Here is a 23817-nt window from a genome sequence, read left to right as displayed (position 1 = left end):
AACTCTAGTACTTATATTGAAATAATTATTTTCATTATTTAACTTAGAGAATTCCCATATTACTTAATACCAAATTCTCACCCAAAACCAGTAACAAAAATAATTTACTTCAATAACAAGATTCAACCAATTTCATCTAGCGTTCTTATGAGAGCAGCTGGAGCAATATCAGATATTCGGCTGTCTCTTATATAATAGTAATTAGCTATAAAAACCAAAGTATTAATTGTTAATGGAAGTCTGATATCTTTATTGAGAATCTTTAGAATTAACTCCGTTCTATCTAATCGATAAAGACGCTTTCCAATATCTTCTTTATCCATAATACTATTTAATTCAGGTTTAAGGTCATTTCCTGCACGCAACCTAAATTTATTCCGTAACATCGGAGCCCATTCTTTAGCTTTATAGTGCCTGTAAGTTAGATCTTCGAATAACCTCATCATACCCCAATCTGCAGTTTCTAAAGTCGCATAGATTCCATTAAGAGCTCGACTGAGATCTCCATGACTCCCCCAATCCTGTTGACACTTGTACCTCAAGTCATGCTCTACTTCATGCCAACCCTCTGATAGGATAGTTCTCAGTTGAACCTCAAATGTTTTATCCACCAATGGATTGCTACGAAGTATCTGACTATCTTCCACTATATTAATTGGTAGTTCAAAAACAAAGTTACAACGAGTAGCCTCAAATAAACTTGTTTCATGAGAATCAACTTCTTTGGAATTTAAACTATATAATTTCTCCAAAGCTTGACGAGCAATTTTTATATCATCAGGAAAGTAAAGTGCAATTCTAACACCAAATAGATCTTGTATTTTCTTTCCTTCCCGAGAATAATAGCCGTCTCCTTTTGAACTTATTTTGCTTTCTATTGACTTTGCCGATTTAGATCTTGAAAAGACACGAAATAATAATCCAAGTCTATCTAATTCATTTTCTATTTGAGTTTGAAGACGTTTAACAAGCACCTGCTCATAATTATCACTCATTATACTCTCCCAAGCGCGACTTTAACTTCGCCAATCAAATCAATATTAATTTCCAAAAATGAGCGCTTATCAGGAACCGACAAGAATCCTTTTTTCTTGAGTTTTTCTATGGATTTTAAAATTTCATAATGTTTGAATAGCTTATTCTGAGAACAAATTGTACTAATTGGTCTATGTTTATGGAAAGTTTGACTTCCACGAGGATAGAACTTTTCAAGAACATATACTTCACATTTATCAAGTTCATTTGTTGATATATCAACGTCTCCATCATCGTTATCTGAACTTATTAATGATATAAAATCATTATCAGAATTGCAGCCTGCAAAATGGATACTATCGCTTCCAACACCCTCAAGGTCAGTAACTAAACAATGATAAAAGTCACAATCAATAAACGTAGTATTTTCTATATTAAACAGAGTGAAATCACATCGAGAAAATTTACAATTAATAAATACAGTATCTTTTATTTGTGCCAAATCACCTATCTTAAAGTCATTAAGCATTAACTCTTCAACTGATTCTCCATCTAGATTCATGCACATTTTTTTTGTTAGCATGAAATTATATTTCAACTTGTCACTACCATTCATAAATTCCAATACGAATTTGAGAGACTCCCAGAGTATATTTCTCTCATCGGCTGTACGTGGTAAATATGATTGTATTGCAGGCTCTATAAACCTCTTATCTCCATCCCACTCCATCGAGGCATCATCAATAATATTATCTGCACAAAAGTTCCCTAGAACAAACTCATTAACAAATCCAATTCCTTGTGAATCTTTTCCTTTTCTATCTAGTAACGCATGACTAGTTAATTTATTTACCAACTCATCTGTAGTGGGCCGAGTATCTACTGGATATAGTTTTCTAGTTTTCTCTATCAATATTTGATTATTTTCAAGTATCAAGGAGTAAATATAGTCCCTTGATTCACTGGTATAGTCAAACTCGATCATATCATCAGATATTGTTCTAAGAATCTTATACTGCTCGCTAGGTGTCATCATTAGATCTTGACGTTTACGCTCCCTTTCCATCATTGAATCAAAATATTTATCAACTAATTTCGTTGCATCTTGGCTCACTTCAAAAAATTCATCGTCGGATATACAACGTAAAAAAGACAACAACACAGGGTTAGAAAGATTATCTATAGGAAAACCTGCCGAGCATATACATTCTAGTCTTTCTGGTGACAACCAATCTTCAACTCTTGGTTCCTGGATTCTTAAACGAATCACCTCAAAGTCGTTTTCATGGTTAGCTATCCATTGGTGAAACTCGTCACCATCAAAAATAGCGGTACGCCTTGTAGTTAGAACCACCTTAGCCCTATTAATTAGAAGTTCACTAATAGTATCAAGCATTGGTTCTGTCGATTCATAATTTTTACCTCCATCAGTTGCAGACTCGTGTAACAACTCATCGAAACCATCTAAAATAACTGGAACCTTACCACTTTTTATTTCAGAGCGAACTAGTGCAGAAGTTAAAAGTGGGAAACTTCTGTCTATCTCATCTAGAAGTACATAACGAAAGATCTTTGCTTGTCGATTACGCGATAGCTCTGAAAATAAAGGAAGCTGATGTGTACGTGTATTTGCTATTTCTTTAACCAGTTCGTATGCTGAACAAGTCTTACCAAATCCAGCAGCAGCTTCTACTAAGAATAAAATTGGTTTTTCAACATCAAGCCTATCAATAATTTCTTGAATTACTGTTGACGTTCCCTCTTTATTATTAACGTAATATTGAGTTTTTATGTAAGTATAGGTAGCATTATCTGAGTGAATTTTAACTAAAGAATCAGTAAACTCTTCATAATCTCTAGCTAAACGCTGTCTTGTGGATTCTAAGTTGAAAAAACCACTAAATAATGCAGCTTCTATTTCATTTACGCCATTATATTCCTTGATTTGGCATGCATACCCAAGCTCTTGATATTCAGAAAATGTTTTTTTTACATCAATTGAAGGGGCTAAAGGAATAATATCTGCATTATGGTAATGCCCTGTACGAATAGAAAAAACCATAACGTTTTTTTCAGAGCATGTTTGTTCAAAAAAACCATAACGCTCATAAGCTTGCCTTACTTTCGATCTATCTAAAATCATAAAACCATCCTTTAATTATGGTTTTATTGTATTACACAATCAGTTGCACATTCAATTGCTAATATTTCTGCTACTGTGATTTATTTCAATTTGTGAACTTGAAACAACGATGAAAGGCACAATATTTTTCGACAAGGATAGATACATAACTATTCCTCTTTTCCACAACACACCACCCCATTACTCCCATCAATCTCAACTCTGTGATCTTGCTGCTTTCTCTATGCTTTTCCTGTTGAAAGTTTGCACAAGGGTGCCATTATCTACCACAAAATAAATGGGTTACATTTTGCGCCGTTTTTATGGGTGCGGTGTGACCGAATAATGACATCAAATGGGTGTGTCACCTATCGAGGTATACCATGCAATTTTCTACGATTTCTCGCGCGCTGTTGGCCGTTTCTACGATGACGTTGGCGATGCCAACTCAGGCTATCAAACTCACCGAAAACCAGATCGAACTGGGCATTAATACACAAATCGCTTGGATGAAGGACTCTGGCGCATTTACCCAACTTGCGGCTTGCAGCGGCAAATCGGAAGCCACGATTATTCAAGGCTTTCGCAAGTTTATGGATAAGTGTGCGAGGGGCGATGAGAGCCAATATGAGCTTTGCTACAACAATGAGCTTAAATCACTGCTTGGGGTGACAGACGCACGCCTAGAAGCTTGTATCAATCAGTATGGTGATGATGACGAAGAGCGTTATTACGCACTGAAAGAGAAAGAAGAGAAGTTGCAAGCCGAGCTCGATCAGTTGAATAGTCGCAATGACGATTCCGACGCGCACTGGAATAAGATCGAAGCGCTAGAGAAACAACTTCAAGATCTCTATGCAGAGATGGAGCCGCTCGAGCAAGCAGAAGCGGATCGCACTAAGCGTTAATGGGAATTTCGCCGGCCTTGATGACTCTCGCCTTTAATCGCAAGGCGTAAAACACGCCAGCCAAAAAAACGCGAAAAGTAAAAAGCACTGAGTGAGTTCAGTGCTTTTTTGTTGGCGAGTATAAGCGCGGCTTACGCAGCGTTTTGGCTTGCTGGTCGCGTTTTGGGATACAAGATGATAAGGCCCACAATGCCAAGCAACACGGCAAACAATACCGAAGCAAAACGTACCAGGTCATCTGCAATGGCACTGATGCTGGTGGAGGTAATGCCGTAGAACACCAATACGACATAGCTGGAATACAGCAGCTGTATCGAGTTAAAGCTGGCTTTCTTCTCCATCGCGTGGATGCCCATGAACAACGCGCTGACGATAGCGGCCCCCATTGAGCCCACCAAGTTGACTTGAAAGAGGCTGACAACCAATGGCGGTATGGCATACAACACGCTGGCATAAGTGGCGAGAAGCCTTCTGATGCCATAATCATGGCCAACAATCGGGTCTGGGTCTTTTAGTACCAAGGCTACGATAAGGGTGATGATGGTACTTTGCTCCATGTCCATTCGAATGCTGGCGATCAACACGGCCATAATTAACACGGTTTTCGCCACAGTATGCCAATCGAGCGTATAGCGAATAGTGGAGGTTCGTCCTTGCGCATTCGCAGCCATTGGCTCCCCCCCAGGGAACAGGAAGTAAGCCAAATACGCAACAAAACCTGCGATGAAAATGTTCGCCAATATGGCCAGTGGGATCTGCTCTACATTGATGCCTTTTTGCTGGGTAAAAACGGCAATCATGGCGGTGGAGACAATTAAGAGTATCGCCAACACATCTTGCGCGTTTTCTTTGGTACGCTCCATACACCAGTAGAAAATACCAAATAAGAACAGGTAATAGACGTGTGGATAGTCTATCAACAAGTTGCTGACAAACGCCTGCATCCAAGCGGTGGCAAACAAAATGCCCCCCATAACCAGTATCATCACTGGCGGCGGCGGCTCGTGAGTGGTGGTGAGAAACACCACGCACATCGCCGGTGCGAGCAAGGGCAAATCGGTACCGAAAACGTATTGCCAAAACAGCAATAAGATTGGAAACAGCGCGACTCTGATCAGAGGGTTCGCGGCGCTACGATACATAACTAATATAACTCCATGCCCACATCCAGAGGTCTTGTAGTCGCTCTGCGATGTAGCTTTCCTCAGGATAGAAACCGACCACTGCGCGGCCACTGTATCTTAGAGTGATGTTGTCTGGTAAATCGGAAAACTCAATGTTGACCGGAAAACGCTGTGCTTTCGGGTTGTTCGTTGGTGAGGTCATTAAGCCTGTGCCAGCATCAACCGCTAAGCTGCCGTTACCGCTGCTGCCCCAACCAATGGATGAGATGTTGCCTTCGAACACTTCACCTGGGTACGCATCAAAGACGATTTTCACTTTATCACCCGTTTGTAGGTACGCGAGTGAGTTTTCTCTCACCATGGCGGTCAACCATAGGTTGTGATTGTTCACAAAAGTCAGCAGTGGCTGGCCTGCGCCTGCGTAATCGCCCACTGCCAAATCCATATTGGTGATCACACCATCAGCGGGAGCCGTCAGTTTGGTGTGGTTGAGGTTGAGGAGCGCTTGTTCAAGACGGTTCAACACCGCTTGGATCTCTGGGTTTTCTTTGCCACGAGGCCCAAACTCTTGTTTGGCTTTCTCTAACGCCGACGATGCTTGAGCTAGGTTAGCTTCAGCGGTATCGAGCTCGGCAACCATGTTGTCCATCGCAGCTTGGCTAATGGTGCCACGCTCGACAAGTACGCGGTTACGCTCAACGTTTTTTCTCGCGTTAGCCACTTTCACGCGCGCCGCCACTTCATTGGCTTTGGCCACGTTGATCGCTGCGGAATCCGCTTGGTAGGATTGCGCCGCTTTTTGTAGGTCAAATCGCGCCGCTTTGACGGCCAACTCAAAAGGTCGGTCATCAATGTTTAAGAGTGCATCACCCGCTTTCACTGCCGAGTTATTAACTATGTGAATTTCTGAGATAGGGCCAGAGACTTCTGGGCTAATGCGGATCACTTGGCCATTGATGCGCGCTTGGTCCGTCATGGGGGTAACTCTGTCGGCCCATAGCGTGTATACCCATAGAACCAGCACTGCGGCAAAAATATAGTAGGTAAACGAGCGCGCTTGTTTGAGCTTTTTGTTGTCGTCTGATGCGCTTGTTGTGGTGTTTTGTTCTGACATCATTGTTCCTCAGTTAAATCGTTTTTTGCTCAAGTATATTCACTTTCTTGTAGATAATTCTGCTCTTGGTTCTCACTTCAACGACAATCGTAATCACAAAAGCAAACAGCCCTGTTAGCACAACCGCCGCCATTGGCGAAACCATGACGACGCCTGCGTACTTAGTCCAGATCACCGCCAACGCGACGAACCAACCAAATAGAGCACCTGCTTGTGTCAGTGCAATGGGAATGAGGTGTTTCCAAAACGAACGTTGTAGTTCATTCACCTGCGCAGGATGCGATGACTTGAGTTGATGAAGGAAGAGCTTTGAGGTGATCAAAGACAAAATAATCCCCAAACCAAAAGTTAAAGAAATCGCCTGTCCCCAAACGGTCACTTGCGAGTTGGAGATCATTTCAAGTGACATAGGAACTTCGTTCATCCCCTCAAAATGGCCACGAGCAATATAACCATTAATAACGCCGTTAATCAGCCCCGCCACTAACGAATCTTTTACTTTAATATCCACGATTTATCACCTGTTAGTAATAAGGCCGCGAGTATAATCCCGAGCCTACTTGATCGTATGCAAAAACGTTGAAAACTAATATTACATTTCGCTATGCAACAACGGGCACTAGTATAGCGCCCGTTGATGGTTAGAGTGTAGATATTCGTGAGACTAACTTAACTTATAACGCGTCCAAACTTGCGAGCGCCAACGCCTTGCCATGATGAGGCCGCGGAACCACTCGTCGAGGGCAATCGCCATCCATGCGCCAAATACGCCGTAGCCCCAGTGAATACCGAGCAGATACGAAAACACCACGCCCAAGCCCCACATGCTCAAAATGCCCATTTGCACTGGGAATTTGATGTCCCCCGCCCCTTTGAGCGCCGAGATGAAAATCAGGTTAAACACACGCCCCGCTTCCAACACAATGGAGCCCATAACTAAGGAACCGGCTAACATGAGGATCTCCGGCTGCTGAGTAAACAGAGTTAAGATCGCATCACGCATCAAATAGATGCTGCTTGCCACCGTCACTGAGGAAACAAAGCCGACCAAGAAGTAGATTTGTACCCGCTTAGTGATGCTCTCCACCCAGCCTTTGCCGATGTAGTAACCGGTTTGAATTTGCGTCGCTTGACCAATCGCTAAGGCAAACGCAAAAGAGAAACGTGCGATATTTTGCGCATAGGTAAACGCCGCAAGAGACGAAGTGCCCATCTGCACCACAAAGTAGACGATGGTGATTTGCGCCATGTTGTACGAAAGCACTTCTCCTGCGTTCATGCCGCCGATTTTGAGGATTTTCTTATAGACCGCGCTGGGCACTTGTGCGAGAGAACGCATCGGCAAATCAATTGAGCTACGCCACAGTAGCACGCCCAAAATCGTCGTGCCGATCACTTGGCTGGCCACCGTTGCAATCGCCACCCCTTGCACACCATATACGGGCAAACCAAACGGCTGATAGAGCGCAATGTAATTGCCAATGACGTTGAGTACGCCGCTGATGAGGTTAACCGTCATGGGCGAGCGCGAATAACCGTGGCTGCGCAAAATGGTGGTAAACACGATGCCAATGGTGACATTAAAAGTCATCGCACCGCTGATGAGCAGATACTCTTGCGCGTATTGTTCCACCTGCGCTTCCAAACCGTAATAGGGCAACAAATGCGTTGCACCGAGCACCGCCAACACGCTGAGGATCACCCCAATCACGCTGGAGAGCGCAATACTTGCCACCCCAACGTGGGTGGCATCTTGATCGCGGCCTGCACCGTTGTATTGGGCAATGAGAATCCCAGTGCCGCTGCTGACAAAAGTAGAGACAATGATGAGGAAGAATGTCAGTTGGGTGATCACGCCCACCGCGGAAACCGCTTTGTCTGAATAACCAGAGAGCATGAATACATCACTGGTGCCGAGCGCTGTCCGTAGCAAAATTTCCACCAATATCGGCCACGCGAGCGTCACGATAGACATGCGCTGGTTGATATTTTGGGTTTTAGCCATTTTGTTGACCTTAAATATGAAAAATCGATCGTCGGAAAAACGAAAAACTGCTCCACAAAAGGGTTGCAGAGCAGTCAAAAATGATGATTTGAAATGTGTGCCTTATTGTATAGGAACTGCGCAAAAAGACACACAAAATTCATGGCTAAATGTGGTGCAAACTGGCGGCGCTTATTGCGCTTGTCGCTCAAAGCGTAAGGTTTGCAACACTGCGCCTTTTTTCACAAATTGGCTCTCTAGCCAGTACACACCCGATGACAGAGAGATCGCTCGACCTTCCACTTTGACACTCTGCCCGTTGGTACCATTGGTCGGCAGTGACATAGCAAACTCACCATTGATACTCAAACTGCAAGACGATTGCGCCAACGCTTCTCGATCGTAGGCCATCTGAGCAAAACAAAGGTAGGTGCCGCTGTGTTCTACCTGCAACAAACACTGGCTGGCGCTTTGGCTGTTGAGTTCGATGGTTTGATCCGCAAAACAGATGGGGGCCGATTCAGGCACGGCGTGACGCGCCTGTGCCGAAAGTGGCGCAAAAGGTTTCACCGCTTGATACGCCTGCAGCGGTCTTTGCATCACAGGCGCTTGCAAAATAAAGCGGCAGATGTTCATCGCGCTGCGTTGCAACTCGCCTAACGTCAACTCACCTTGCGCTAACGCTTGCAATGTGTCGTCGTCCATCGGGTTGCGCTCGGCGGCGTCGTTTTCCACCACCATGTAGAGATCATTTTGCGCTCGTAGCATGTAGCCAGTGAAGCGCTTACTCTCTTCGCCCCCGTCAACGGGGTGATTCATTTTTGCCCACCAGTCGGTCATCACAATGCCGGTGTAGCCCCATTCACCACGCAAAATGGTGGTGTTGAGATCATAATTGGACGCTGCCCAATGGCCGTTGACCGGATTGTAGGAAGTCATGATGGTGGACGCCTGACCATACTTCACCGCCATTTCAAACGGCTTGATGTGGATTTCACGCAGCGCGCGCTGCGACATCACGCTGTCCACATCCACGCGTGCGATTTCTTGATCGTTGGCCGCAAAGTGTTTGATGGTGCCAGAAACGCCCGCTTGTTTTAAACCTGTGGTTTGCGCCGCCGCAATCCAACCCGTTAATAACGGGTCTTCGGAGAAATATTCGAAATTACGGCCATTGAGTGGGTGGCGATGAATATTGATGCCTGGGCCAAGTAACGTATCGATTTGGTACGCTTGCAATTCTTGGCCAACCAGATAATACAACTGCTGATTGAGCGACGAGTTCCACGTGCAGGCAAGCAGCGTTCCAATCGGCACTTGGGTCGCTTGATGGCCACTGTCCATACGAATCCCAGACGGACCATCGGCCGCCGCGGCCACCGGAATGCCCAGCTCAAACAGCGAGTCACACACCCCGCCAAACGCCGCCGCCGTACCCGGTGTCACTTTCGGGCTGCACATGCCTTCTCCACGGACAAGAGTCGCCAATTGCGCTGGCGTCAGTTGGGCAATGAAGGCTTCTAAATCGGCTTGGTCTTGGGCAACATCGGCCAACTTAATCCCTTGATCGCCCGTAAAAGCATAGGTTGGCGGCAAGTTGGCTTCAATTCGCTGCGCCAAATCCACCGTACGCAATGGCACGGGCTGATAGCCAGTTTGATAGACGCCATTGGCTTGGCGCTCGGCGGGCACTAGGCGTTCAAACTCACGCGTTGGGGCACAGGCTTCTGCAAGGGTTTCTAGCACCCGCAGTTGGTCGAGTTGCCAAACGGCATCAAGCAGCTCGGCTTGGCGTACGCTCCCCCCAAGGTAGAAACGGTATTCACCCGCTTCCAACACATAACTGTTTTTGTGCCCTGTCACGCCGCTGTCGTCATAGGAAGCCAAAGCCCATAACGGCACAGTAATTTGCACTCTTTCTCGGCCATTCGGTGCAATTTCATCGCTTTTATCAAAACCACACAGCACACGTGCGGGTTTGCCGAGTTTTCCTTGCGGCGCTTCCACATAGAGTTGCACCACTTCTTTGCTGCTAAATTGTTGGCCGACATTACGAACCTCAATATCAAACGTCAGCGCGTTGGCAGTGGTGAGATCGCCGCCAGCATCGGCCACGTCACTAGAGCACTGCACCAAACGGCGTTCAAATTGGGTATAAGATAAGCCCGCACCAAACTCAAACTGCACCGCCTCTGGGGCAAAGGTTTCAAAGTAGCGATAGCCGACGTAAATATCTTCAACATAGAGATTGAAGTCTTTGCGGCCAAAATGGGCAGATGAAGAGTAATCTTGCAAACGATAGGCGATGGTATCGGTCAAACGACCACTGGGTGAAACAGCGCCAGAGAGCACATCGGCCAGCGCGTGGCCCCCTTCCATCCCCGCTGCCCAGCTGTAGAGCACCGCTTTGATCGCTTGATGGTTTTCAAGGTCAGTTAACCACGACATATCGATAATATTGGTCACGTTCATCACCACGATCACCGACGTAAAGTGACGGCACACCTTAGTTAGCATGTCCGTTTCCAGCTCGGTTAAGCGGTAGCTGCCGGCTTCATCGGCGTAATCTTTATCTTCACCGGCAGTGCGGCCAATAAACACGATCGCTTTGTCTGACTGCGATGCTGCCTGCGCCACCACCTCGTCGGTCAGTGGCATTTCATATTGAAACCATGGCTCTGCCGCCCAGCCACCGCCGCCATCATCAAACGGATGGTGGGCTAGCCAATCTTGATACAGGGCGACTAACGAAGTATTGAGTTGAATCGTGGGGTTGGCTTGTAAACCTTGCAATGCATTCACCGCATAAGGCACGTTCACCGCACCACCAGAGCCCGTGCCACTGCGATAGGTATCCATCTGGCAACGGCCAAACAAAGAGAGCACCTGCGATGGTTCAATCGGCAGGGCTTGGTCATCATTTTTCAGCAGCACGATGCCTTCTGCCGCGGCTTGTCGGCTCACTGACACCAGTGCTTGCTGCGCTTTTTCTATCGCTGGATTTCTCATCGCTTTATCGCCCTCTTCTTGCCTTATCTTGGCCTTATTTTTGCCTGCGGCATTCTCATTGATTGAGCTTCAGTGTAAGCTTGCCAAGTGCGCAATTCTACCAATATACCGACCAATAAAAGGAAAATAGCGACATGAGCATCACCTATCAGTTGCAACATCATCTTCGCTATCCCCACTTCAAATTTGCTTACGTTGATGGCCACCATCACAGCGATTTTGGCCTGCATAAACACGATTTTTCTGAGCTGTTTTTGGTGGTGAGTGGCAAAGGCAACCACCTTGTTGCTTCTCATGTCTATCCACTCACTGCTGGGGATGTGTTTGTGATCAACGGCGATATTGAACACGCCTTTCAGGATGTCGATCGGCTGGAAATCATCAATTTGATGTTTGAAGCGGGTACGCCATTTTTCGAAACGCCCTCATTGAGAAAACTCTCCGGTTATCAGGCGATGTTTAAGGTTGAGCCGATTGCCCGCCAAACCGGCGAATACCGCGCCAAGCTCACCCTCAACGACGAGCAACAGCCGTTAATCACACAGTTGATTAAGGCGATTCGCCACGAATATCAACAAGGGGAAAGCGGCTTTGAAACCATGCTCACCAGTTTGATGCAGCAATTGGTCATCACCCTTGCGCGCATGTATCAGCAGCAAACGCACGATCTGCCCAACACCACGCTGGCGCTCAGCCGCGCACTGATTTTTATTGAGCAGCATTTCGCCGACGGCGAGATCCACAGTGGGGATGTCGCTCAAGCAGCGTTTGTCAGCCAACGCCAATTGGAGCGGCTGTTTAAGCAGTTTCTCAACACCTCTCCCAACTTGTATTTGCGTGAAATGCAGCTCAATTACGGGCGCGATCTCTTGAATAACGAAGCTGGTATGTCGATTCAACACGTAGCAGAGCAGTGTGGATTTAGTGATAGCAACTATTTTTCCAAGTGCTTTAAGCAGAAGTTTGGCCTAAGCCCTCGCCAATACGCTCGGCAGCCGAAATGAAAAAAGCCGCTGTTGTCAGCGGCGTAATGAATGGCAGTGGCATGCATTCATGCAACAAAAACAAGTTCCCCCGTATTGCTCGACTTGCCTGTTGCCAAACTGGGAGTGGCGGTCCCCTAAAGTGCCACTCCCTACTGGGTAATCTCTCCCATTACCCTACAGGTGGCTTACCACCACATGTCCGCTTGGATACCCACAAGGATGTCTGCTTTGTCACGCATTGATCCGTCTAGGTATGTGGCAAGGAAACGGATTTCAGGTGCTGGGCCAAAACCCGTAGGAACGATAATGGTTGGTGCAACCGTCAGTTTGTAGTTAGTGGCATCGTCACCCACGCCGTTTGCGTCTTCCCATTTGTTGTACTGGAAGCCCGCTTCTGTCGCGATGAAGAAGTTTTGCGCCACTGGGAATGATGGACGAATCATCGCCGATGCCCAGCTGTCTTTGCCGCCGTTGTCGAGATCGTTGTATTGACCTTGGATAGAGTGGAAGATGCTCACGCCATTTTCAAAGAAGTAGCCACCCCATACCAATGCACGCGCAGAGACATCACCGCTTTCCACTTTCTTCATTTTAGAAGGGCCTTCCAACGCGCCATTGCCTGGTTTCCATGCGTTGTAAGTGGTGAGCGTGCCGCCAAGTAGCTGACCAGAGCCAAGGCCTTTACCTGCCTGAGCGATGTACTTGGTAAAGCCTTTGTCTGATAGACCAAACACTTTGTCTGAATGAACAATCGCGGTCATCTCGACACCATTGCTGGCGTATTCTGTACCATCGACAAAGTTGTCTGGTAGGTATTTACCCATAGCGTGCAGTTCTACACCATCAAAATCAACGCCTACGTGCACCGCGTGCATTGGGTTGTTCGAATCGGTTGCCCAGAATGAATCTTCTGCGTTATCACTGGCGACATACGCGAAATCCCACTTGTAATCACCCAGTTGAACGCCTTCGATACCCACACCGGTACCCGACATGTCGGTGTAGAAGAAGTCGGTCATGAAGATGTAGTTGTCTTTGCCGTAGAAGCGCGTACCGCCCCAAAGCGTGCCAGTTTCAGTCACGCCATCAAACTCAACGAAGGTTTCTACCATACCGATGCTGCTGTTCGCCGCATCTGCGTTGGTGCCAAGCTGGTTGTTGCCAGCTGACTGTGCGTTATCGGCACCTACACGCGTTTTGATGCGAATTTTTTGGCCATCATCGTTTTCAAAGTTTTTCTGTAGCGCAAGCTCAAAATGGTTGTCCGATTCAATACCCAAGCGGCCTAGACGCTCTTTAGATGCTGGGAATTTTGAACGTTTGAAATCGTCATTCTTGCTGTACAGTGCGCCCGCACGGAAGTAACCGTGGAACTCAAAACCATCTGATTTTTCAGCATGAACAACAGGTGCAGCGGATAGGCCCGCAGTCGCAACTAGACAAGCGAGGGTAAGCTTAGAAAGTTTCATATTAACTCCATGTTCCATCATTAGCCCTTAAAAGAAAGCGCTTTCTTTATTATTTATAAAAAAACTGAACATCGATGACGAACGCAAACCAAGAATTCACGTTCAACTATGCAATGAAGCTAATAAATTAAGAGCCTCAACCGCCTTGTTCAGTGCAAGAGAAGTATAAAAGGATCGTCTAAGATAAAACCGTGATCAGCCTCATCAAAGAAAGCGCTTTCTCGGGCATTCATCACAAATTGATATTTCGCTTATCAATGAAAGAAAGAAAGAAAGAAAGAAAGAAAGAAACACTTTCAAGCCGTTTTGTGCCTTAAAAAACGAAAAGTGCCTTAAAAATGCCCTAAAAAACAAAAAGCCCGTGATTTTCACCACGAGCTTGGGCCATTCTGTGTCAGTTAGCGCTTTTCGAAACGAATATTATCCAAACTGAACGTCATCGCGGCAGTCGGTTCAAACACCAGTAAGTTGTTGATCATTTTAGGATCGGCTTGATTACCTGCAACAAAGCGGTTGGACTGCGCTAAGAGATCCGCCAGTTTGATGCGCACTTCACCCCACTGACCAATCGGTGGTAGTGCCACCGTCATGTCACTGGTTTTTGGCCAGCCACTGTCGATCTTCACCATCAACTCACTGCCGTCGGTCATCGACTCCACTTTGATATCAAAGATCAATTCACCACTCTCTAACCAATGGCTCACGTCGGTGGTGGGTGAGCGGAAATAAAGGTTACCCGCGCCATTTTGCTTGGTGATTTTCAGCACTTGGCCGTGATCACCATCGGCCACTTCTTGGTGCGAAACAATGTCCATTGGATCGTAACTGCCGTACGCCAAGTTGCTGTTGAGGCTTTCGGAGAAAATATCTAGGTTTGGCCCATCAGCGTAGCGGTCATCTTGCGCCAAAATCGTCGGAGCTTGATGCCCTTTGACCTTCACCGCTTGCTCACCGATGGTCGCACAGCCTTTGCCTTTCCAGCGATCTGCCGAGCAGCGATATACTTTCACATAATCCACCAGCATGGTTTTCGGAAAGTCCGATTTATCTATCCCTTTTTGGTTGGCATTGGCCGACCAAGAGCCGCCCACGGCAAGGTTGAGCAGCAAATGGAAACGTTCATCAAACGGCGCTGCGCCTTTGGCGTTGACCAGAGCACCATCGACTTTGTATTGGCTGTACCACTCATCTTGCGTTTGTGTCGCGTAGTGAATGTTGTCGACGTACCAACGAATTTCCCCTTCTTCCCACTCAATCGCGTAGGTGTGGAAGTCATCAGCAGGGTTGATGTTGTTCGGCAGTGACGCGCCTTGCCCACTGTAGACATTATCTGGCCATGCTTTGCCATAATGCAGGCTGCCGTAAATGCGATTTTCACCATCACCCGCTTGTGCTCCTGGCGCATCGGATTGCGCTTTCAGGTTAACCGCTTCCATGATATCGATTTCACCAGAGGCCGCCCAAGTGCCGTATTTGTTGTCGGTCGGCAGCATCCAAATCGCTGGCCACGTTCCCTGCCCTGATGGCAGTTTGGCGCGAATTTCAAAACGGCCATATTTGTGGTCGCGTTTGCCTTTGGTGCGCAAACGCGCGGAGGTAAATGGCAAGGTTTTGTTGGCACCAGCGCCGACTTTACCCTCTGGATTGTCTGGGCCGCTGTAGCTCTCTTTGTGCGCGACGATATGCAAATAGCCATCTTGCACAAAAGCATTGCGACTGCGCTTGGTATAACACTGCTGCTCGTTGTTGCCGCCGCCCCAGCAGTTCTCTTCTAAACTCCAGTTGCGCTTGTTGATTTTGTCGCCGTCAAACTCATCGGCCCACACCAATTGCCACTGATCGCTTGGCGGCGTAGGTTGATCCTGTAGCATCACAGGCTTTTTGGTTTGGACAAAATCGGTTGCGGATGCGCTGTCGCCAGTTTGGCTGCAGCCCGCCAAAAGGCCAAGAGAAACGGCCAAAGCAAGCTGGTTAATTCGATTACGATTGTTCGATGTCATAATTCCTCCGCACGGGATGCCCCGTGACTGCATTGTCGGTGTTGGATCCGCTGAACGGCAAACAGGCTATGCCACTGGCATAGCCCTTCGTCGCGGATAAACGATTATTTGTTGAAGACCACATTGCGCACTTCCACAACGCCGCCATCAATGTCGGCAGTGCCGCTGAAGTAGATCAGCGAAGTAACGTCACTAAAGTCGGGGTTGCCTTTGATCAGCTCGCTCATTGGGATGGTGTAAGCTGTCCATTCGGTACTAATGGCACGGCCTGTTGGGCCAAACACCACAAAGTTATTGGTTTGCGGGCGATCGTTGTTACCCCATAAACCCGTTTGAAAACCGATGTTGAGCACAGAACCTGTGGTGCCTTTGATCTCAAACGCTAGGCTGCCATTTTCAAAGCCCGTCAGGTTCGCACCGGCTTGACCCGCCAACACAACGCCAGCTCCCCAGCCCCAATCTTTTGCGGTACCCGCCGTTGGTGGCGTGGTAAGCGTCAGCACTCCGGCCTCTGCGGCGAGGTACGCCGTGCCTTCCCATGCAATCGCTTCACCGCCAGTCAGCAAGGCGCTGTCGAGCACAATGAATTGATCGGCGTCAGACGGTTGATCAACCACGGGTTTGGCATTGGGCGCAAGCACGCTGTCCAATACGTTTTGTTCCACACCACCGTGGCTTTTCACAATGTTCAAGCCCGCGCGAGTGATGCCGTCGAACGCGCCGGCGTCAACCAGATCCCAAATCACGTATTTGGCATTGCCGTTGATGTCAATCAGGCCAAAGTGTTTCTCAGAATCCCCCGGATTATCCGCAGCGCCTTTCCATGGCTCATCAATGGCTTGGAAGAAGAACAGTGACGCGCCAAACTCTTGCGACCAAGCACGCATCAAATCGAAAAACGCTTTTTGCTTGTATTCGTCCGCCGCTTTCGAGCCTTCATCGCCATACATAACGTTGGTTTCTGACGCCCAGCCGGTTTCACCGATGTGGATCTGCTTGTTCACGCCAAGGCCCGCCAGGTAGTCTTGCACCAGTTTTACCTGAGAAAGCAGATGTTGCTTGGCACGCAGCATCGCCGCATCGACTTTTTCAATCGTAGTCAGGCTTTGCTCTTCTTCTGGCACCAACCAAAACGCATTCGCATAGTGAGTGTCGTGGAACGGGTAAGAGTGGAGTGAAATGTAGTCAACCGCTTCCACCAACTTAGCAAGATCCGGATGGTTGTAGTCACCTTGCCCAGCCCAAGAAGCGAAGTTGTCAGAACTGGTGATCCAAACGTTCGCAGGGATCTCGCCGTTATCGCGTTTCTCGCGCAGCGTGTCGACATGCTCAAGAATGATGGTTGGCGTCACGTGGTAAGGCGCCCAATGCACCATCGCCTCATTCCCCACCGCCAGCACTTTGATGATCTCAGGGTAGGCATTGACCATCTCAATCGCTTTCGCCACTTCAGCATAGTTTGCTGGGTTGTTTTGTGTCGGGTCGATAGTGTTGCCTGTCCATGAGTTCAGCGCATCAATCCAAATGCCCAGCATCACGTACATTTCAAAGTTTTCATCTTCCGCCATCAGTTCATCAATGGCGATCAACAGATTCGCCGTATCGCTGAACCCTTGGGTGTTGTAGGTGCGCAGCACTTTGATGCCCATCGCTTCCATTAAGCGAAGATCTTCTTTCAGTTCAGCAACCGAAGGCACATTGGCTTCGGTACGCTCGGTGGTGCGAAATGCGCCATAAGAAATGGCGGGATAATTGGCATTACCCAGCAACGGCTCACCATTGCGCGCAGTTGGGTAGTTGCCCTCTGGCGCTGGCTGAGGCGCAAGCACGACTTCATTTGGCGTTCCGGTATTACTGTCTGCTTCTGTTTTGCTGTCACTTCCGCACGCGACCAACAAGCTAGAAAAACCGAGCAGTAACGCGGACTTGATGATGTTTTTCATCAGATTCATTCTTTGTGTCCTTACGTTATGGATTGGAACAAAAACAGAAAGAAAGCGCTTTCTTTCTGTTTTAAAAAAAGAGCGAGAAAACGACCCAAGAAGACAGAGCGCTCTCGCTAAGCGACAGAAATAACATTGACAAACCCATAGTTCACAATGTTCTCCGTCGATAAAACCATTCTAGAAACAAATAAGGATGAAAAACGTGAGCGCCACCAACAAGCAAGCGCTTTCTTTGTGCATGGATCACATTATAATCCCCTGCAACACGGTTAAATTGCTCAAAGCGTGAACATCCGTTCTCGCAGGGCGTTATGCAGTTCAGAGTTTTGCTATCTTCGCTACCAGAATTCTAGGCGAGAGAACATCGCGCAGGTACACTGTCCGCTTGAACTCAAAAGGCAATATAAGGGGAGTTCCATTGATCACCATTAAAGAAGTATCCGAGCTGGCGAATGTCTCTCAATCAACGGTTTCAAGAGCACTCAATAACCATCCAACGGTCAAAGAAGCCAATCGCAAAAAAGTCTTCGAAGCGATTGAAAAGCTCGGCTACAAACCAAACGCCTTTGCTCAGGCGCTGGCATCTAGCCGTTCTAACAGCATTGGCATGTTGGTCGGCTCGCTAGACGGCCCGTTTTATGGCCCACTGATGCACCATGCCGAAGACACGGTAAGACAAAACAACATTCACTTGATCGTCACCAGTGGTCAGGAGTCTCACACCAAAGAGCAAGATTCGATCAACTTCCTGCGCTCAAAGCAGGTGGACGGTTTGATTGTGCATTCCGATAAGCTCTCTGATGATGAACTGATTGAAGTGGTTGAGCGTCAAAACGCCACGATTGTGTTGAACCGCTACATTCCTGAAATTGCCGATCACTGCATTTTTATCGATAACGAACTCGGTGGGTATTTGGCGACTAAGCACCTGCTGGAACATGGCCACAGCAAAGTGGCGTGCATTACTGGCCAGCTAAGCAAAGGCGACAGCCGCGATCGCTTACAAGGTTATCGCAATGCACTGGCTGAGTTTGGTATTGCCTATGATGCCAATTTGATTGTCGAAGGGCGTTTTGACCATCAAGGCAACCACGAAGCGGCGCGCCGTCTGCTCGATCGCGATCCACAAATCACCGCCATTTTCTGCCAAAACGACAACATTGCCCTCGCGGTTTATGACGTGGCCGCAGAACGCGGATTGGCGATTGGCGACGATCTCTCTGTGGTCGGTTTTGATAACGATACCCACAGCCAGCACATTCGCCCACGCTTAACCACGGTGAACTTCCCGGTGATGGAAATGGGCTGCGAAGCTGCCAAAGGGGTCTTGGCTTTGGTGAATAAACAGAGTTACCCATTAAAGCACAAGCTAACGCCAGAACTGGTGGTGCGAGATTCGGTGAAACCACATCAAGCGGCGGCCAAGTAGCGCAAGCTCGACTCTCGCAATCCTTGTCGTCAGCGAAATCCGTAGAGAGCTTCCCTGCGCCTTGACTCTGCTTACTGGTTTCTGCGCTGACTTTCGTGACTGACACACGGAATAAAGAACCCCACCAAAAGGTGGGGTTCTTTATGTCTCTCACCTGGCCTCTATCGCGAGGCCAGGTTTCTGTTTGAGTGGCTAGTTGGCTAAGCGCTTAAAGCTTAACGATTAGCCATTAGCGCTTAGTGATTAACCGCGATACAGCATCGATTCCGGCAAGCTCACCACCACTTTTTCCACCTCGCCAGTGCGAGCGAAAATTGCTTGGCTGATGCGCTCATCAAGCTCAAGTTGCTCAAACAACTGCACGCTGTCGTCACTCATCATCACTTCAATGTGCCCTGTATCCTGCTCGTTGAGCTGGTAAATAAACGGCACTTGGCAGTAAGTGAAGGCTAACTGCCCCGCTTCCACCACGTAGCTGCGCTTCTCACCCGAGACGCTCAAACAGCTAAAGGTGGTAGCTTGTGTGAGGAACTCTTGCTTTCTCAATAGCGTTGGCTGAAGACCAATGCGCTGCGCGTTAACCTCAATACCCAGTTCGGCAAAACGCGTTAGCACTTCTTCTTTCACTTGGCCCGTCATGCCAGGCTGCTGCGCACCAGCGTGCTTTGGCGTATGCGAGTATGGGTCGGTTGGGAACGCGCCGTAATTTTGTGGCGTTTTGTTAAAGCCAATGCCCTGACGAACGCGGTAGTAGTAGTGCGCCAACTGCTTGGTTTCTTCGCTGTTTGCGTCTTGTTCCAATGCAAACTGGTAGTTTTCTTGTACTGCCAGCAGCAGTTTAGAAACCATGTGCCAGTAGATACAGCCCAAACCTTCGTAGCCAAACATGGTGCCAGAGCGGCCGGTGAAGGCGCGGTGGTTAAACACCTGCTCATAAAGGGCATCGAGTTCGTCCCACTGCTCTTTGCTAAGCTCTGGGTAGTCCATTTTCACTTGTGCGACCGCTTTGCGCAGGCCATCGACGTTTTCAAACGCGGCGTGGAAATGGCAATCGCCTTGAATGTCGCGCTGCACAATGCGTTGATCGCCCTTGGCCAGCATGTCACTGATCACACGGTTGGTTTCCACTTGCGCAGGCGCAATGCGGTTGCGCGCGACAAACGCCGGTAGTTCGCGGTCTGGGTAGAGCATGAAGCTTTGCTGATCGTCACGGTACATATCGCTGCTAAACAGTTTGTCTAACAACTCAACGGCTTGTTTTGGTGTCAGCACGCCCGCACTCAATACCGCCACTTGCCCTTCCAGCATTGGGTAGAGATTTTCGATATTTAAGCTTTCACCCGAGTAAGTCAGGATGTTGTAGGCGTTGTACAAACCATCTTCACGCAAGTTGTTTTCGATGCTCGAATCAAGCACCACAAGGCTCGCTTCCAACAGTTTCTCGAGTGCACTTTTCTCCACTTTGGTTTTGCCTGAGAAACCATTCATGCGGTAGACACGCTGTCTGAACTCATCGGCCGATTTTTCAAGCAGCGTCAACATTGCTTTGCGTGTTTGACGATTCACCGTGCCTTGGCGGATCTCTTTGGTCGCGTCTTGCAGAATGCGGGTGATGGAGAGCATCCAATCAAACACTTCTTTCGACATCGAGACAGAGGACGGCAGTTCACTCATTAATCCCTGCAAGAAGGCCACATAACGACGCATGTAATACAAAGTCACCATCGAAAGGCCATTGCCGACAATCGCGTTGTTGGCATCGTTCCATTCCGGACGCTGAGTGTTAAGCCAAATCCCCCCATCCAGCACCAAATTGCTCAGTTTCGACAGCAAAGGCACCAACACTTTTTCGCACAAGTTCACCATGTAAACGCTGTCTTCCCCTTCGAGGATCAAACGGCCATCACTGCCCAGCTTCGCCACTTTTTCTTCGATACGCTTTTGCAGTTCGTGGTTAAACGACACCGTGTCTTTTGGATTGGCGAACAACTTGTCCACGCCACACAACTCGTAAGGCACATTGGCGTAGCTAAACAGATCGCTGGTGAGCAGCTCGCTGAGCTCTTCACGCTGATATTTCTTCGCCAACTCGAGGAATTTGAGCAAATAGATGATCTGGTGATCGCCCCAGTAACCGATGTTGCTCCACGGATCATCCGCTTCCAGCAATTCCCAATCGATACCCTCTTTGGTGATGCGATACGGGTTGTAGCCATCCATGGTTGAGGCGTTAACAAACTTCGCCATGAATGAAGAGATGAACCGCGGATAGCTCAGCGCCAACGCTTCCCAGTTTTGGAAAATGTCGCGCCAGTTGCCTTGGTAAGAGAGTAAACGCTCACCTTTGTCATCTTTGAGTTTGATTTCGTAGTGGTTCCAAGGACGGCTTGGGTCACCATGACGACGGCCAAACGTCAGTGGCAAGTATTCGTAGCTCAAACGCACCAACTGCGCATCACCAGTGAGCTTTGCCAGACGAACCAACTCTGCATGAGTAAAGCTCTCAGGCAGGTCGGCAAAGAAGGTTTGCTGGCGCGCCACCACCTGTTGATTGGTTTTGCGCATGGTTTTCAGCACATCTTGCTTGTCGAGCTGGTAGTTGTTTTCAATCACGCCGCCACGCATGCTGTTGAACAGTACGTTGGCGTAGTGGTGCACAAACGTGGTCTCTTCTGCAGTCACTTGCCATGCGTCACCGCCGGACATCAGAGCAACCAACTCTTGCTGATTTTGCGCGATGCTCGCCTCGATCTGCTGTTCCACATTCGCTGGTGTCGCAAGTTGCTGCTCCAGAGCGCGCACATCACAATGGTTTTTGTCGATATCGGCGACGATCAGCCAATGCTTGCTCTGCCCAGCTGGCAGCTTGATGGTTTTGTTGATCAAGTAACTGCCGCGCACGCCACGCGTCAGTGGTTCGTTGACAATCGGCTCACCACAGCGGAACGCACCGAGCTGTTCGCTGCTGAGAAGAATTTGGCCGTAGTCGTTATCAATGCTAAACACCGTGGTCGCCAACAGTGATTCGGCAGGCTCTGCGCGGTCACTCAACTTAGCGTACATGGTGTAAAGCGCCAGTGACGTGCCTTCCACTTGTTCATTCCACTTGTAGGCATCCACTAAGGCACTGCGCGTTTGTAACGCTGCCAATGGTGCGCCCGATGGCAACAGGTTTTGTAAACCGTCGAGAATATCCAGCTCACGATCTTGACCAGAGAGATCGCTGATTTGCGCGCGGCGAACAAAGCCAAACTCATCGCTGCTGGCCCAAGCGTATTGGAATTTCAGTTTTAACGTGTAGTTAAGCTCTTCAAAAACGATTTTGTCACCAATGCTGTTTTTGTAGAGATTGCGCTCGACTTGGTACAAGCCATCGTGGAAACGGTTGAACGGTTCCCACAGTACCCAACGGCCATCTTGCTGTACGCGGACAATGGTTTTCGAGCCCGTGTTTTCCGCGCTTTCATGAATATGATCCACAGACTTGTAGGGAAAAAGAGCATTTTCAGGACGAATACGGCCAGCCGACAAACTGCCTGTTGATGAGATAAACAGCCAATGGTCGCTGGACGAGACCACGCTAATGAAAAATGGGGCCATTTTGTCAACGTGGGCAATTTTGTAGTAACGCTCACCGAGCAAATCGACAAACGAACCTTCAACGTTCTGATTTTTTTGATGTTCTAGCTTCATAATTTCATTCCAACAAAAAGAAAGCGCTTTCTTTTTCGCTTTTTTTAAAAAGTTAACTGGCCATCACCCAGCAAGGTGATGGCAACGAGCAAAGTGGTTGTCAGCGATTTGCGTCGGCTCTGGCAGAGAACGCGTACACAACTCGGTGGCTTTAAGGCAGCGAGCTGCAAATGGGCAACCGACACTGCTTGGCTTCCACAGTGGAATTTCACCTTTTTTCGCCTGCAGCTCGCGTTTGCCCGCCTTGCCCACTTCTGGCACTGCCGAGAGCAACAGTTGCGAATATGGGTGCTGCGGATTTTGCGTCACGCTATCGCTGTCGCCCCACTCCACCATGTGGCCGACGTACATCACCGCGGTCTTCTCAGCGAAGTAACGTGCGGTTGCGATATCGTGAGTGATGTACATAAATGAGATACCGTGCTTGTCTTTGAGATCCGCCATCAAGTTCAAAATACCTAGGCGTACAGACACATCCAGCATTGAGATGGGCTCGTCGGCCAAAATCACTTCAGGGTCAACAGCAATCGCACGCGCAATCGCCACGCGCTGACGCTGACCGCCACTGAGTTCGTGCGGGTATTTTTCCGCCGTCTCTTTGGCCGGTGACAAACCCACCAGTTCCAACAGTTCATACACTAACTTAGGAATCGCCGCTTTATCGGCACGTTGGTGGATCTGCAACGGGCGCGCAATGTGGTGATAAATGGTGTGCACCGGATTGAGTGAACCAAAGGGGTCTTGGAAAATCATCTGCACCTGGCGCGCGTATTCCAGCTCGCCATTTTCTTTGATGTAATCGGCCAGCGGCTGGCCTTTAAACGTCACTTCCCCCGAGGTTTTCTCGTAGATGCGGGTGAGAATACGTGCCCCTGTGCTTTTGCCCGAGCCGGATTCGCCCACAATCGCCAGCGCTTCACCTTTGCGCAGCTCAAACGACACATCGTTTACCGCGCGCATCAAATTGCTTTTGACCGATTGGCCCAGCGGGAAATCTTTCACCAGATTCTTGATCGAAAGAATCACTTCAGGTGTGTTTACTTGTTGCATGTTTCCGC

The 23817-nt window shown here is 48.3% G+C and carries 15 protein-coding genes; 3 read left to right on the top strand and 12 right to left on the bottom strand.

Annotated features, from left to right (window positions below; all coding sequences use genetic code 11):
- Positions 1–122 precede the first annotated feature (122 nt).
- Together FC652_RS14555 and FC652_RS14550 are read right to left on the bottom strand one after the other, a co-directional pair.
- The gene (locus FC652_RS14555) at positions 123–995 is read right to left on the bottom strand and encodes a RelA/SpoT family protein (protein ID WP_176299169.1); all 873 of its coding nucleotides are present in this window, start codon (positions 993–995) and stop codon (positions 123–125) included.
- Positions 995–3118 (bottom strand): NACHT domain-containing NTPase, encoded by a 2124-nt coding sequence (locus FC652_RS14550; protein ID WP_038939187.1) that lies wholly within the window; start codon positions 3116–3118, stop codon positions 995–997. Before FC652_RS14550 ends, FC652_RS14555 begins: the two co-directional genes overlap by 1 nt.
- A 362-nt stretch (positions 3119–3480) precedes the next feature.
- On the opposite strand from FC652_RS14550, the gene FC652_RS14545 reads away from it, so the two are divergent.
- Positions 3481–4005 (top strand): hypothetical protein, encoded by a 525-nt coding sequence (locus FC652_RS14545; protein ID WP_255199172.1) that lies wholly within the window; start codon positions 3481–3483, stop codon positions 4003–4005.
- Between the two features lie 131 nt (positions 4006–4136).
- Here the strand turns inward: FC652_RS14545 and FC652_RS14540 are convergent, their stop codons facing one another.
- From FC652_RS14540 to FC652_RS14520, 5 genes are all read right to left on the bottom strand, one after another.
- A complete protein-coding gene (locus tag FC652_RS14540) occupies positions 4137–5147 on the bottom strand; it encodes a DUF2955 domain-containing protein (RefSeq protein WP_176299168.1) in 1011 nt (336 codons plus the stop codon).
- On the bottom strand, positions 5137–6243 hold the full coding sequence (locus tag FC652_RS14535) for an HlyD family secretion protein (RefSeq protein WP_176299167.1): 1107 nt from the start codon (positions 6241–6243) through the stop codon (positions 5137–5139). The genes FC652_RS14540 and FC652_RS14535 overlap by 11 nt, the downstream gene beginning before the upstream one ends.
- A gap of 13 nt (positions 6244–6256) precedes the next feature.
- Positions 6257–6754 carry a permease gene (locus FC652_RS14530; protein WP_176299166.1) on the bottom strand — a complete coding sequence of 166 codons (498 nt, stop codon included), beginning with the start codon at positions 6752–6754 and terminating at the stop codon, positions 6257–6259.
- 153 nt (positions 6755–6907) lie between these two features.
- Complete coding sequence (locus FC652_RS14525; RefSeq protein ID WP_176299165.1) at positions 6908–8248, bottom strand: MATE family efflux transporter; 1341 nt, start codon at positions 8246–8248, stop codon at positions 6908–6910.
- A gap of 171 nt (positions 8249–8419) precedes the next feature.
- Positions 8420–11236, bottom strand: coding sequence for a glycoside hydrolase family 3 C-terminal domain-containing protein (locus tag FC652_RS14520; protein WP_176299164.1), 2817 nt, complete (start codon positions 11234–11236; stop codon positions 8420–8422).
- 134 nt (positions 11237–11370) lie between these two features.
- Here FC652_RS14520 and FC652_RS14515 point away from each other — a divergent pair, with 134 nt between their 5' ends.
- Entirely contained in the window at positions 11371–12240 is an 870-nt protein-coding gene (locus FC652_RS14515) for an AraC family transcriptional regulator (protein WP_108653443.1), read from the top strand.
- 167 nt (positions 12241–12407) lie between these two features.
- Here the strand turns inward: FC652_RS14515 and FC652_RS14510 are convergent, their stop codons facing one another.
- The 3 genes from FC652_RS14510 to FC652_RS14500 form a co-directional block, all read right to left on the bottom strand.
- Positions 12408–13691 (bottom strand): carbohydrate porin, encoded by a 1284-nt coding sequence (locus FC652_RS14510; protein WP_176299163.1) that lies wholly within the window; start codon positions 13689–13691, stop codon positions 12408–12410.
- 398 nt (positions 13692–14089) lie between these two features.
- Complete coding sequence (locus tag FC652_RS14505; RefSeq protein WP_176299162.1) at positions 14090–15691, bottom strand: glycoside hydrolase family 16 protein; 1602 nt, start codon at positions 15689–15691, stop codon at positions 14090–14092.
- A gap of 104 nt (positions 15692–15795) precedes the next feature.
- On the bottom strand, positions 15796–17643 hold the full coding sequence (locus tag FC652_RS14500; protein WP_176299161.1) for a hypothetical protein: 1848 nt from the start codon (positions 17641–17643) through the stop codon (positions 15796–15798).
- Positions 17644–18055: 412 nt separating this feature from the next.
- Here FC652_RS14500 and FC652_RS14495 point away from each other — a divergent pair, with 412 nt between their 5' ends.
- On the top strand, positions 18056–19066 hold the full coding sequence (locus tag FC652_RS14495; RefSeq protein WP_015727421.1) for a LacI family DNA-binding transcriptional regulator: 1011 nt from the start codon (positions 18056–18058) through the stop codon (positions 19064–19066).
- A gap of 243 nt (positions 19067–19309) precedes the next feature.
- On the opposite strand, the gene FC652_RS14490 is transcribed toward FC652_RS14495, so the two are convergent.
- A complete protein-coding gene (locus tag FC652_RS14490; protein ID WP_176299160.1) occupies positions 19310–22759 on the bottom strand; it encodes a hypothetical protein in 3450 nt (1149 codons plus the stop codon).
- Positions 22760–22822: 63 nt separating this feature from the next.
- The gene (locus FC652_RS14485) at positions 22823–23809 is read right to left on the bottom strand and encodes an ABC transporter ATP-binding protein (RefSeq protein ID WP_043877424.1); all 987 of its coding nucleotides are present in this window, start codon (positions 23807–23809) and stop codon (positions 22823–22825) included.
- Positions 23810–23817 lie beyond the last annotated feature (8 nt).

This window comes from Vibrio sp. 05-20-BW147 (assembly GCF_013369385.1).
In the GTDB taxonomy this organism is placed as follows: domain Bacteria; phylum Pseudomonadota; class Gammaproteobacteria; order Enterobacterales; family Vibrionaceae; genus Vibrio; species Vibrio floridensis.
The sequence above is the reverse complement of the archived record's forward strand: the minus strand, read 5'-3'. Positions and strand labels throughout refer to the sequence as shown.